The organism is Mucilaginibacter sp. KACC 22773 (assembly GCF_028736215.1).
GTDB lineage: Bacteria > Bacteroidota > Bacteroidia > Sphingobacteriales > Sphingobacteriaceae > Mucilaginibacter.
This window is the reverse complement of the sequence record NZ_CP117883.1, coordinates 4,627,426-4,639,828: the sequence shown is the minus strand read 5'-3', so window position 1 is coordinate 4,639,828 and position 12,403 is coordinate 4,627,426. Positions and strand designations below refer to the sequence as shown.

Here is a 12,403-nt window from a genome sequence, read left to right as displayed (position 1 = left end):
GAAATTATGTGTAACATTTTTTCAATAAACAGTCGCCATAAAAACAGTTGGCGGCTGTTTATTTTTGCAACTATTTTTGCCGTTACAGCATTAAGGCCAACAATTGCCGCTGCGCATCAAACGCCAAATACGCTTGTTTTTTTAGATGCAAGTCCTCATAGGGTTGCACTTGAGCTGCAAATGCCGCTATCAGAACTGGAACTTGCTTTTGGCAACAATATATCTAAAAATCCGGAAACGCTTATCGAAAAATTCGGGCCTCAATTAACAGAATACCTCAAAGCCCACATTCATGCCTACACAAAAAAAGCTACTCCATGGAATGTTGAAGTAGAAGCTTTGAGGATGGACAAAGGAAAATTTATCGAGAACGGCATCGATTATTGGGAAGTAGTTGCCAGGGTAGTTATCATACCGCTGCCGGGCGAGAGTACCCGGAAGTTTATGCTCGATTATGATGTGATTATGCACCAGATTGTTAACCATGCAGCCCTTGTTTCTATCCGCAGCGATTGGGAGACAGGAAATTTAAATACATCGTCGGCAGATGCAATGGTAATCAGCTGGAATACCAAAGATAATGTGATATATCCTTTGGAAATAAATTTACAGCAAGGAAGCTGGTTTAAAGGTTTCAATAGCATGCTTGCTTTAGGCATGCAGCACATCAAGGAGGGAACCGATCACCTGTTGTTCCTGATTGTGCTATTGTTGCCATCTATGCTTTTACCTGTTAAAAAGCATTGGGGTGGTTTTGGCGGCGTTAAATGCAGCCTCAGGAACTTGCTGAAAATTGTAACGGCGTTTACCATCGGTCATTCTGTTACCTTGCTATTGGGAGCTTTAGGTTGGCTCAGCCTCCCCGCGCAACTGGTAGAAGTATTGATCGCCGTTTCTATCCTGGTTTCGGCGGTACATGCAATCTATCCTATATTTCCTGGCAGGGAGGCCCTGGTAGCAGCAGGTTTCGGGCTTATACACGGATTGGCATTTGCTTCGGTTTTGTCTAATCTTAATTTGACTGCCCTCACATTGACGCTAAGCATCCTTGGCTTTAATATTGGTATAGAAGTGATGCAGTTGTTTGTAATCGCCATTATCGTTCCATGGCTGATGCTGATGAGCAGGACGTTGGTTTATCCTTTTTTCAGAACCGGCGCCGCCATACTGGCCGGTATAGCGGCTTTGGCCTGGATGGCCGAAAGGGTTTTCAATCAGCCTAACCTGATTACCCAGGTAATACTAAAATTTACCAGCTACGAATTGTGGTTAGTATTTGCTGTCGCAATATTTTCTGTTACCGCATTTCTATCGGCCCGATTTAAAAAAGCGCTGTTTGTTTAATAACCCTTTCATTTTATGCGTAGTTGCCTGCTTATCGCTGTTCTGTTAATTTGTAGCCGTCACTCGTTTTCGCAAACAAGTCATTTAACAGGCAGGGTAATTGACAGTGCCACACAAGTTCCGTTAAAAGGTGTAACTATTATGCTGCAACCGGGGAACAAAACCGGTATTACTGATGAAACAGGCCGATTCTTTTATCAAAGCATACCTGTATCAGTTAAAACTATTTCTATAACTGCAATTGGCTATCAAAAAGAAACCTTGCTGCTAAGTGATTTCAGGAACGGACAGGTAATTGTTATTAGCCAGCAGCAAACACAGCTGAGCGATGTGATTATAACGGCCAATGCGGCCAACCCTTATAAAGTCATCAGCGAGACGGACATCAAAATGAGGGGAGTAGCTAATTCGCAGGAGATGCTGCGTATAGTGCCAGGCCTGTTCATAGGCCAGCACCAGGGCGGCGGTAAAGCCGAACAGATTTTTCTGCGCGGTTTTGATAATGACCATGGTACCGATATCAATTTGAGCGTTGATTATATGCCGGTAAATATGGTTTCGCAGGCACATGGCCAGGGTTATGCCGACAGTCATTTTATTATCCCCGAAACGATAGAAAGCACCAACTATCAAAAAGGGATGTATAATGTGGATAAAGGCGACCTGGCCGTGACCGGCTTTGTGAACTTTAACACTGCCAACGCGATTGACGCTAACCAGGTTAAAATAGAAGGCGGACAGTTTAATACCTACAGGGTGTTCGGCATGGTTAACCTGCTTGGCCAAAAAGCTAAAGCCAATAACCAATCCTGGTACGCCGCTTCGGAATACCGGTACAGCGACAGTTATTTTGATAACCCGCAGCATTTTAAACGCTTTAACTTTTTTACCAAATATCATGGCCGGCTAAACGCCAACAACTGGCTAACCGTTAGTGCATCCACTTTCTACAGCGCATGGAAAGCATCCGGGCAGATCCCGGAAAGCGCGGTAAGCGATGGCACCATCGGGTTTTACGGCGCACTTGACCCCAACGAGGGCGGAGTAACCTCGCGTACCAACTTGAACGCACAGCTTTTAACCCGGCTGTCGAATCATGACATCGTCAAAAACCAGCTCTACTATTCGCGCTATAAATTCGACCTGCATACCAATTTTACATTTTACCTGGTAGATACAGTTAACGGTGACGAGATCCGTCAGCGGGAAACACGCAATTTGTATGGCTATAACGGCAGCTACCAGCATGAAGGCTATATTGGGAATACTAAACTGACAACGGAAGCGGGAATTAATACCCGGCTGGATATGACCAAAGGTTCAGAATTATCGCATACCGTCAACAACTTCACGGTTATCGATCCGGTTAAATTGGGTGATATTACCGAACTGGGTGCCGGAGCCTACCTGGGTGAAACATTTCAATTCAGTTCAAAATTCTCGATGAACGCAGGGGTAAGGTTTGATCAGTTTTATTACAGGTATAACAATAAACTGGCCACCGATAGTACGCTTAATGGTATCGGTGTGTATACCGCCAATAATAATATAGTTAGTCCCAAGCTGAATTTTTACTACCGTGTTAACGATAAAACCGAATTGTATTTATTAACCGGCAAAGGCTTTCATTCTAATGATACCCGGGTGGTAGTGGCGCAGGGAGGTTTGCAAACCCTGCCCGCAGCATATGGTGCCGATTTGGGTACGGTATTTAAACCGGCCAAAAACCTGTTGTTCAACGCTGCGTTGTGGTATAGTTACCTGCAAAAAGAATATGTATACGCAGGCGATGGAGGTTCGGTAGAATTTAGCGGCCGCACCCGCCGCATTGGTTTAGACCTGTCTGGCCGTTACCAGCCGCTTAAATCCCTGTATTTTGACGCAGATGTAAATTACGCCCACGGCAGGTCGCTGGACGACCCGGCCGGAGCAAATTATATTCCTTTAGCACCGGTTTGGAGCAGTACCGGCGGCATAACCTACACTTTTAAAAACGGCTTCAATGGCAGTTTGCGCTACCGGTATCTGGCTGACCGCGCGGCGAATGCCGACTATAGCCTGGTTGCCAAAGGTTATTTTATCAACGACCTGGTATTAAATTATACCAGGCCCAAATACGAAATTGGCTTAACCATAAATAACCTGTTTAATGTGCAGTGGAAAGAAACCCAGTTTGAAACGGTTACCCGGTTAAAAAACCAGGCACCGGTTGATGGGATTGCTTTTACTGCCGGAACCAAATTTGCAGCTTTGCTGCATCTCAGTTACTTTTTTAAATAAATTGCTTCAAACGTAATTTTGATTTTTGCCGAAAAGAAAAAAGCCCCGTGAGTGACGATGGTTAAACCTGAAGATGGTATATTCTTTTATAAATACAAATTCACCATTTGCTTCCAATATCGTGGCCGGTGCGCATAATTATCCCAAATGTATAATTGATGCGGAATGCTTTTGCCTGTAAGCAAGTCGCTAAAGTCGCGGTTGCTGTGTACAAATGGGTCTGTTTCGCCCACTGCCATAATGATCTCGATTTTACGAATAGCATCTAAAATGGCTCCATCATGCAGGTTGGCCATAAATTGCTGGGGCATATTAAAATAAATATCCTCATCGCGATAGCCATCAAACAGATCTTTAAAGTCGTCTATTTGCAGCGTGAGATCGTATCGCCCGCTCATACATATTACTTTCTTGAAAACAGATGGGTGTTTCATAGCTATATTGATGGCATGGAATGATCCCATACTACACCCGGCTACTTCCAGGTAATCGCCGCCATTTTGATTTTGCATGAAGGGTAAAACCTCGGTAAGAATATACTGTTCGTATTGCAAATGACGCGCTATACGTGTGGCCGGATGCACCCAGTGGTTATAAAAACTTTCGGTATCAATACTATCTACACAAAAAAGCTGCAGTTCGCCATTTTCAATTTTGGTTTGCAGCGCTTCAACTATCCCCCAGTTTTCGTAGTCATAAAACCGCGCCATCCGGGTAGGAAAAAATAACACAGCCTTGCCTGCATGACCAAATACCAATAGCTCCATAGTACGATGTAAATTGGCGCTAAACCATTTGTGGTATCCTCTGTTCATTTGTGGCCCGGCCTTTTGCTGCGAAATTTCCAAAACAAATGTTAATCAAAATTAAATAAATGGTAATGCTTACCTGTTAATATTAGCTGTAATAACCTGTTTCCATAACTGGTAACCAAGCGGGCTTAAATGCAGCCCGTCGCCTACAAAATATTCTTTTTTAGGGTAGCCTTTGGCGTCAATCATCTCTTTATAAATATTAATAAATCGCCAGTTATTGGTATTTTTAACTATTTCTGTCTCGATAAGGTTATTGGCATATTTAAATTTATCAATGATGTTCCACCGGCTAAGGCTTGGTTTTAATGAAACATAATAGCAGGGCAAGTCACCAAAACGGTGATGCACTTTGGCAACCAATTGCTGAAAAAATATAAAAACTTCTTCGGGATGGCGGCCATCGCCCAAATCGTTGTCGCCGGCGTATATTACCAGTCTTTTGGGGCTGTAGCTTTCCATTACCCGCTCAAAAAACCAAACGCAGGCAGCCAGGGTCGAGCCGCCAAAACCCAGGTTTGTGGGTTTTAACTCCTTAAAATCGTCCTTAAGGCTTGTCCACATCCTTACCGACGAACTGCCATAAAAAATAGTTTCGGGTTCGTATTCCTTGTTCCTGCTAACTTTTTCAAGCTGCTTTATATCTTCTTCGTACCAGTACATTAAACTATTTTAGTGTGTGCAATTAATTAATGGTTGTAAATTACTCAATTAATTTAATTACAGGCACAGCGCTTGCTTCAAAATGAAAATTGCAGTGCTTAGTAAAGCTCAAATTTGCGGGTATAAATCAATTTATCGGCATAATAGATATTCAATTGCCAGGTGCCTTTTATTACTTCAAAGTCATTATCGAGTGCGTAGGTGCTTGCATCGGTTGCATTTACCGCTATATCAATTGGGTACCTTACACTTTTAAATGATTCTTTTTTCGCAGTGTCTACAATCTCTGCGGGGAAAACCCATTCAATATCTAACCTTGCAATATTGCCATGCTTTCCGGTTATTTTATATTCAACACCAAATTGGGTTCCTTTTTTAGCCTCAATTCTGTTTGTCTTTTTACCGAATACCTGATTTGCAATAATGGAATGATCACCCGATGGTGAACCAGGCATCTCTTCTTTAAAAACTGTTGTTGATGTTGCCGGGCCAAAAGTGATTTCAGTGAACTTTACCCGCGGGGCTGTCTGTTGAGCGCCAACATTTAAGCAACCCAAAAATGAAAGAAGCAAAAATGCAAACAATGTGATTTTGGTCATGATATAAGGTTAAATATTTCGGGGGCAATATAGTACTTTCATATATCTTGTATATTAACCAAGTAGGTAGTTACCACGACCGCGCGCCGGCGTGGCCTGATATACTTTAACCAGGAAGCCGATGAACCGACCCTTAGGAATAGTACTTAAGCCCATGATTTGGGCATCAGGAGGGCAGGTTACTTCAAATTAGGAAAAGGTATCCGGTACGAAACCGAAAGCTTTTGTCCGTTAACTAAAACAGCCTGGTTTTCTTTTAAGGACGAGTTTAGTTTGATGAAAGCCGGAAAGTATTTTTTATCCAGGTAAACGCTATATAAATCGTCGCCCCTTTTTATGGTTGTTTTGTTTTTGAGATCGGGCCACGCAACTGGCCAGGCCAATGGTTTTTCGGGAGAATGGCTGTAGTTTGTCAGCATCACCTCAATACTATCCGGCAACCATTCTTTAGCCCCGCCATGTTGATATTTGATAAGGTTATTAAAAACATTAATAAAACAGGCTGGCGCTTTATCGCGGTCGGGCGCCCAACGCAACTGTCCGTAGACGCTAATGATTTTCACAGAATCGAGATTAAGGAACAATTTAGCAGTGGGCTGATCCGTTGCTATAGAAACGTCGATGTGTTTAGGTAGTTTTTTTAAACAGTCATTGATACCCAGGTTATTAATCGTTTGTAGCAGATCCTCATGGCTTAGATTAACCTCGTAGTATTCGGCTTTATCATCTGTCATTTTTTTGTAAATCACCTGCCCGTTTTCGTAAATAGCTATAGTAGGTGAATCGGACCCCACAACCATTAGCCAGGGATTGGTTTCCGTTAATACCACCAACGGTGATCCGTATCCTGTTTTGTGTTGTGATTTGCAAGAGATGGCTACAATACAGATCGATAACAGGAGTAGTAAAATTTTCTTCATGATGTTTAAGTAACACTATAACTTATTTACCTGATCTTTATTACGCCCGTTTTATACAGATCTATAGCCAGCTTCAAAATTGCTTCAAAAGTTTCAAGTGGCAGGTCTTCATCCGGGTTAAAAAGCATGATTTTCATACGCGACCGTTTTTCGATAATAAGCGCCGGATGATCAAAACGCTTGCCTTCAACAATACCGATATAAGGTTGCAGCAATTTTTTATGCACCCACAGGTAGCAAAACATTTTGCCCTTGTAGCAAAAACACGGCATCCCGTATTTCCAGGCTGCGGTGATATCGGCATCTTGTTTCAGGATGATTTGGCGCAGGGCTAACAGGCAGCCTTTTACGGGTTCATCTTTTTGCAGATAAAAATTATCCAGTTGCGTTAGCATATCATCAATCATAATAATTCCAATCGTAGGGAGAAGGGCTGGTTAGCTTTAAAATTGTTTTATCCCTGTCAGACAAAGACCAATAGTATTGAGCATATTCCATCGCTACCTGTTCGCCTTTTCCCATACCCCAAAACATGCCCATCGATTCAACTCCCGGGAATACCTTCCACGGTGGGGGAGCTAAGGGGGCAAATGCTTCGAAATGGCCGAATCCCTTTAAAAAATCCCTTACTTCCATCAGCGCGAAGCCCAAAAGGTTTGGCCCTCGCCAGCAATAAATATTATTCGCATCTTCATTATCCTGTGCCAGGCCAATACCCCATATCGTATCTGCCGGGCTGGCTTCTACCAATACCCTGTCGCCGGTATTTATCAGGTATTCGGCGAATTCGGGATGCTGGTTAAACTTGTGGATATTGCCGGTAACAACTATCTCAAACCGTTTTTGTGCCCATATAATTTCGTCGAACCCCAAAACCTGCCGCCCCAGCTCCTTTACCTCGCCGGGGCTGTTGGCGGCAATTATTTTTTCGCTGATTTTTGGATTGCCAAACAACATGGCTTTGTTGGCCATCATCCAGTGTTCGGCAGTTTTGTAGGTAATGCCATCAACCACAAAGGGCAATTCAAACCATTGGCTAAAACACGATTTATCAATTTCGGCCCGTTTGCTCCGGTGGCCCCAGAAGAACAGGTATTTAATATTATCGCCGTTTTCGAATTTATCGGTGAGCCATTGCAGGCTATAGTGTTGTTCCATCTTATAAATCTCGTTTTACCAATTCAATTGCCATATCCAAAACCTGTTTAATTATATCTGCAGGCAACTGTTTCCCCGCATCTAATATCATTATTTTTATCCGCGACCGGTTTTCGAAAGTAAGGTTAGGGTGCTCCATCCTTTTTCCTTCATTAAAACCAATAAATGGCTGCTGAAGTTTTTTATGCGTCCAGATGTAGCAAAACATTTTGCCCTTATATAAAAAGAAAGGCATATTGAATTTCCAGGCGTTGGTAATGTCTTTATCGTGTTGCAGGATGTTATCCCGCAAGGCCAGGAAGCAACTTTTTAAGGGTTCGTTCTGCTCAATGTAAAACTGATCTAATGGTGATAACATATCCTGTTTTTTAATGGCGTCCACGTAGCGAAGCAGCGTATTTGGTTTACAGGGCAAACGCGATATATCAGTTTAATGTTAACCTTGTAAAAGTATAAAATATTGATTATCAAATGTTTGTGAATTTTTTATCTGAAATATGTTAAGTTATGTTAACCCAATTAGATGCCTTGACCCTGATTTGATTTACAGTTGATCAGGTAAAATAAATTTATTGTTTATGCAATGCCTCGTATCGATAACGATACAAGGAACATTATACTGCAAATTGCCAATAAAAAGTATATGAATTTTCCAATGTCGTTAAAAGTACGTCCTTCCTTTAGCACCAGGTTTTGGAACGGGGCGGATAAAATAAGCGTTAAACAAATTAATACCATAAAGCCCGTTGCCAATCGCATGCCCATGAACATATCCTGAGGCCTGTTTTGAACGACTACGCGGTATAACTCCGGGGTTGCGAGCGCATTCCAAATTACTACGATAATAATTAATGCCGGCACTTTCATGGCAAAACCACCTTGCAATTGTAAGCTGGTTATTGTTGTATCAAGCTCAATTGGCAAAGTTTTTTTATTACCTGTAAAGCCGGTCTGCGCTATCTGGCCTATAGTTTCGCGTACGTCGCCCGAAGGCCTAAAAACAACCGGCGTTTTATAATGAGGCACGGTATGATTAATAATCAGGCCGTTTGTAGTAAAACCACGATTATACGGCTCAATTGATAATACATCAGCGGGCCTGAAATACAGGGTACATAATGGCAAGTTTAAAATGAGCTGATTTTCGGTAACAGTTAAGGTAGCTAAAGGCCAGGTTGCGCTCAGCAATGCATATCTTGCGCCGCCGGTTTGTTTAAATTGGTAAGTATTCATATGATAAGGCAATGATTGACGCGTACCATAAAGCTAAGTTTTTAATTTGGATTTCGAAATTTTGAACTATTTATCCCGCTTTTGCCTTTCACAACCGGGGGACGGGGCTTTTACCTTATCTTTGCCCCACAATGATAAAGCAAGCGCTCGAAAACCTTAAGATAACAGCCCTGAATCAGATGCAGGAGGCAGCCATCAACGCGGCCAAAAAAAGCGATGTGATCCTGCTATCGCCAACCGGCTCTGGTAAAACGCTCGGGTTTTTATTGCCTTTGCTGGGTTTGCTGGATGCCAATATCCCCACAGTGCAGGCATTGATTATGGTACCATCGCGCGAACTGGCTTTGCAGATTGAACAGGTTTTCCGGACTATTGGCAGCGGCTTTAAAGTTAACTGCTGCTATGGCGGCCACCCGGTTAAAATAGAGCGGAATAATCTTTCGCAGCCGCCGGCCTTGCTTATAGGTACGCCGGGCCGTATAGCTCACCACCTGCGCCGCCACAGTTTTAGTACCGATACGATACATACCCTGATATTGGATGAGTTTGATAAAGCGCTGGAATTTGGTTTCCAGGAGGATATGGCTTTTATCATTAAGCAAATGCCCAACATCAAAAAGCGGATGCTGACATCGGCCACCAAAATGGACGAGATCCCTTCATTTACCGGCATGGTGAGGCCAATAGAATTGGATTACCTGGCCAATGCCACCAACAAACCCGACATTAAACAAAAAGCTGTAATAGCCGAAGCCGCCGATAAACTGGATGCCTTGTTTGCATTGATTTGCAAAATAGGCGACCAGGCCACATTGGTTTTCTGCAACCATCGCGAAGCTGTTGAACGCATCAGCGATCTGTTGTATGACAGGGGACTACCACACGATATTTTTCACGGTGGTATGGAGCAGGACGACCGGGAACGGGCCCTGCTAAAATTCAGGAACGGCAGCCACCGTTTATTAATCACTACCGACCTGGCATCGCGCGGGCTGGATATCCCCGAAATTGACCATGTGGTACATTATCAGCTCCCTCATAACGAAGAAGCTTACCTGCACCGCAACGGCCGCACTGCCCGTATGCATGCCAAAGGCACATCGTACCTGATATTGGCGCCCGATGAAAAGCCGTCCTATTTAAAAGAGATGCCGGAGGTTGAGGAATTGCCCGAACATCCTGTGGTACCCAAGCCATCGCCCTGGGCAACGCTTTATGTAGCTGCCGGTAAAAAAGACAAGGTAAATAAAATAGATATTGTTGGTTTGCTGCTAAAAAAAGGCGGGTTGGATAAAGAGGATGTAGGCCTGATAGAGGTACTTGATTACACCTCATATGCCGCCGTGAAGCGCAACAAAATTGAAAAAGTTGTACAGCAGATTAAGGCCGAAAAGATTAAAAATAAAAAAGTTAAAATAGACATTTCGATATAATTTAATACCAATAGTATGAGCAATAATGATATCATGAAAAAGCTGAGGGTAGCTATGAAGTTTACCGACGATGATATTGTAAAAGTATTGGAACTGGCCAACTTCCGGATTACCAAAACCGAACTGGGCGCTATTTTCCGTGCCGATGACCACCCCAACTTTAAACCCTGTGGCGACCAGATCCTGCGCAATTTCCTGAACGGCCTTATCGTCTACAAACGCGGCCCTATGCCTGATAAACGCGCGCCTAAGACTGAAGTGAAGAAAGAGGAAAATAAATAAGCTTTTTGGCGGCAAAGCCAGCTGTGGGGACACAGCTGGATGGGAAAAAAAATAATATTATCCCGTTGGCTGTGTCCCCACAGCCAACTATATCCTCGCAAAAAATCGGCTGTTAGGACATAGCCGATGGGATAAAGGTTGTATTGTAATGAAGATCAATATTTTTGGAGCATCCGGCTCCGGTTCAACCACTTTGGGGAAAGCCCTGGGGCAGGCGCTTGGTTATCCCGCTTTTGATGGCGATGAATACTTTTGGATGCCATCGGAAACCCCGTTCACCATTAGGCGAAAGCCGGAAGAACGAAATGCCATGCTTAACCTTGATACATCCCCCCACAAAAACTGGATACTAAGCGGTTCGATAGTCAACTGGAATAATAACTGGGATTTCGACCTCTCGGTATTCTTATATATCCCAAACGCAGTAAGAATGGAAAGACTCAAAAAACGTGAGTTTGAACGTTATGGCGATAAGATATATACCAACCCGGAACGCGCCGCCTTTTATCATGAATTTTTAGATTGGGCCAACGGCTACGACGATAATACCACCGATGGCCGCACCCTGCAGGTACACCAAAACTGGATGAAAAACCTTAAAAAGCCCTTGTTGCTTATTGAAGGAGATACTACTGTTGATGAGCGGGTATCTGCCGTATTGCGGATGCTGGAAGAATTGAAATAACTTTCTATGGCATTATGAATTTGATCATGCGCCGGGGAGACTCAAAAAAGGCGGGGAATGTGCGATTCCTTCCTTGGGGAAGGAGGAGGTAGGGGTTAAATCAGGCGTTCAAGTCGCTTTACAACTCATCGCGCGTACAAACCCCTCCCTGCCTTTGCGCTCGTGACCATCACACCCCTCCCCGCGGAGGGAATTTTTAAAATCTCATTTCTTCTTCGAACATATCGATAAACAAAAAGAGCGACGATCCTAAAATCACCGCTCTTTATAAGTCTCAAATCTAATATCTCACATCTAAAAAGATTTACCTCAAGTCCACCACTTCAACGCCGGGGTGTGCTTTTGCGTCCCAGCCAAAGGTGCTGTCGGCAACGGGAGCGTTGGGGGTAAAGCTCTTCACAACATAGTTGTATTTGTTGCCGTTTTTATCGAATAAAAGAGCGCTGTAGATCTGTTTTTTGGCTTTATCAACCAATAGGCGCACTTTAAAAATGCTCGCTTTTTCGTTTTCAGGCGTCAGGTCGATAGCCTGGTATGCTTTGCCGGCAATTTTTTGTTCGCCTGTGTAAAGGTATTTGTAGCCCTTTTCATAGATGGTGAAAATTTGTGAAGGATTGCTTAAACCATCACCGCCTTTACCGGCATCGCCCACCTGCACTTCTTTATCTTTTTTAAGGTAAGTCCACTGGCTTTTGCCATCGCTGATGATCTCTTTATCTACATCCTTTGCTGTCGCCGAGCTATATAAGGTAACCTTGTACTTGCCGGCTTTGGCTTTGGATATCAAGGTACCTGTCTGGGTTTCTTTTACCCCGGCCTGCTGGTTATCAAGTGTGAAAGAAAAATCGGCTTTAATAAGATCGTATGATTTGTATTTGGCGCTTACCTGGTTTAAGATCGCTTTAGCCTGGGCGTCTTTCTGGGCAAAAGCATTGGTGCAGATAGTTAGCGCTAATAGGGTATATATGATTGTATTTTTCATGTTTGTTTTATC

At 43.3% G+C, this 12,403-nt stretch carries 14 protein-coding genes; 5 read left to right on the top strand and 9 right to left on the bottom strand.

Annotated elements, in window-relative coordinates; translation table 11 throughout:
* Positions 1 to 6 precede the first annotated feature (6 nt).
* A complete protein-coding gene (locus PQ469_RS18880; RefSeq protein WP_274209078.1) occupies positions 7 to 1,344 on the top strand; it encodes a HupE/UreJ family protein in 1,338 nt (445 codons plus the stop codon).
* A 15-nt stretch (positions 1,345 to 1,359) separates the two neighbouring features.
* Positions 1,360 to 3,624: a TonB-dependent receptor gene (locus tag PQ469_RS18875; RefSeq protein ID WP_274209077.1), complete on the top strand. Its 2,265-nt coding sequence runs from the start codon at positions 1,360 to 1,362 to the stop codon at positions 3,622 to 3,624.
* Positions 3,625 to 3,710: 86 nt separating this feature from the next.
* Here PQ469_RS18875 and PQ469_RS18870 read toward each other — a convergent pair whose 3' ends face one another.
* The 8 genes from PQ469_RS18870 to PQ469_RS18835 all read right to left on the bottom strand — a co-directional run bounded on the left by PQ469_RS18870 (position 3,711) and on the right by PQ469_RS18835 (position 9,009).
* The gene (locus PQ469_RS18870; protein WP_274209076.1) at positions 3,711 to 4,439 is read right to left on the bottom strand and encodes an esterase family protein; all 729 of its coding nucleotides are present in this window, start codon (positions 4,437 to 4,439) and stop codon (positions 3,711 to 3,713) included.
* A gap of 69 nt (positions 4,440 to 4,508) precedes the next feature.
* Positions 4,509 to 5,099 (bottom strand): GDSL-type esterase/lipase family protein, encoded by a 591-nt coding sequence (locus tag PQ469_RS18865; protein WP_274209075.1) that lies wholly within the window; start codon positions 5,097 to 5,099, stop codon positions 4,509 to 4,511.
* A 98-nt stretch (positions 5,100 to 5,197) separates the two neighbouring features.
* A complete protein-coding gene (locus tag PQ469_RS18860) occupies positions 5,198 to 5,698 on the bottom strand; it encodes a DUF3859 domain-containing protein (protein WP_090644683.1) in 501 nt (166 codons plus the stop codon).
* A gap of 179 nt (positions 5,699 to 5,877) precedes the next feature.
* Positions 5,878 to 6,618 (bottom strand): hypothetical protein, encoded by a 741-nt coding sequence (locus PQ469_RS18855; protein WP_274209074.1) that lies wholly within the window; start codon positions 6,616 to 6,618, stop codon positions 5,878 to 5,880.
* Positions 6,619 to 6,644: 26 nt separating this feature from the next.
* Positions 6,645 to 7,013 carry a DUF1801 domain-containing protein gene (locus PQ469_RS18850; RefSeq protein WP_274209073.1) on the bottom strand — a complete coding sequence of 123 codons (369 nt, stop codon included), beginning with the start codon at positions 7,011 to 7,013 and terminating at the stop codon, positions 6,645 to 6,647.
* Positions 7,014 to 7,017: 4 nt separating this feature from the next.
* Positions 7,018 to 7,776: a riboflavin biosynthesis intermediates N-glycosidase gene (ybiA, locus tag PQ469_RS18845; protein ID WP_274209072.1), complete on the bottom strand. Its 759-nt coding sequence runs from the start codon at positions 7,774 to 7,776 to the stop codon at positions 7,018 to 7,020.
* A 1-nt stretch (position 7,777) separates the two neighbouring features.
* A complete protein-coding gene (locus tag PQ469_RS18840; protein WP_274209071.1) occupies positions 7,778 to 8,134 on the bottom strand; it encodes a DUF1801 domain-containing protein in 357 nt (118 codons plus the stop codon).
* Positions 8,135 to 8,352: 218 nt separating this feature from the next.
* Positions 8,353 to 9,009: a hypothetical protein gene (locus tag PQ469_RS18835; protein WP_274209070.1), complete on the bottom strand. Its 657-nt coding sequence runs from the start codon at positions 9,007 to 9,009 to the stop codon at positions 8,353 to 8,355.
* Positions 9,010 to 9,140: 131 nt separating this feature from the next.
* Here PQ469_RS18835 and PQ469_RS18830 point away from each other — a divergent pair, with 131 nt between their 5' ends.
* From PQ469_RS18830 to PQ469_RS18820, 3 genes are all read left to right on the top strand, one after another.
* Complete coding sequence (locus PQ469_RS18830; protein ID WP_274209069.1) at positions 9,141 to 10,442, top strand: DEAD/DEAH box helicase; 1,302 nt, start codon at positions 9,141 to 9,143, stop codon at positions 10,440 to 10,442.
* 15 nt (positions 10,443 to 10,457) lie between these two features.
* Positions 10,458 to 10,724 (top strand): DUF1456 family protein, encoded by a 267-nt coding sequence (locus tag PQ469_RS18825; protein WP_274209068.1) that lies wholly within the window; start codon positions 10,458 to 10,460, stop codon positions 10,722 to 10,724.
* Between the two features lie 148 nt (positions 10,725 to 10,872).
* Entirely contained in the window at positions 10,873 to 11,409 is a 537-nt protein-coding gene (locus tag PQ469_RS18820; RefSeq protein WP_274209067.1) for an AAA family ATPase, read from the top strand.
* Positions 11,410 to 11,713: 304 nt separating this feature from the next.
* On the opposite strand, the gene lolA1 is transcribed toward PQ469_RS18820, so the two are convergent.
* Positions 11,714 to 12,391, bottom strand: a complete 678-nt coding sequence (gene lolA1, locus PQ469_RS18815; RefSeq protein WP_274209066.1) for an outer membrane lipoprotein periplasmic chaperone LolA1 — start codon at positions 12,389 to 12,391, stop codon at positions 11,714 to 11,716.
* Between the last annotated feature and the right edge of the window lie 12 nt (positions 12,392 to 12,403).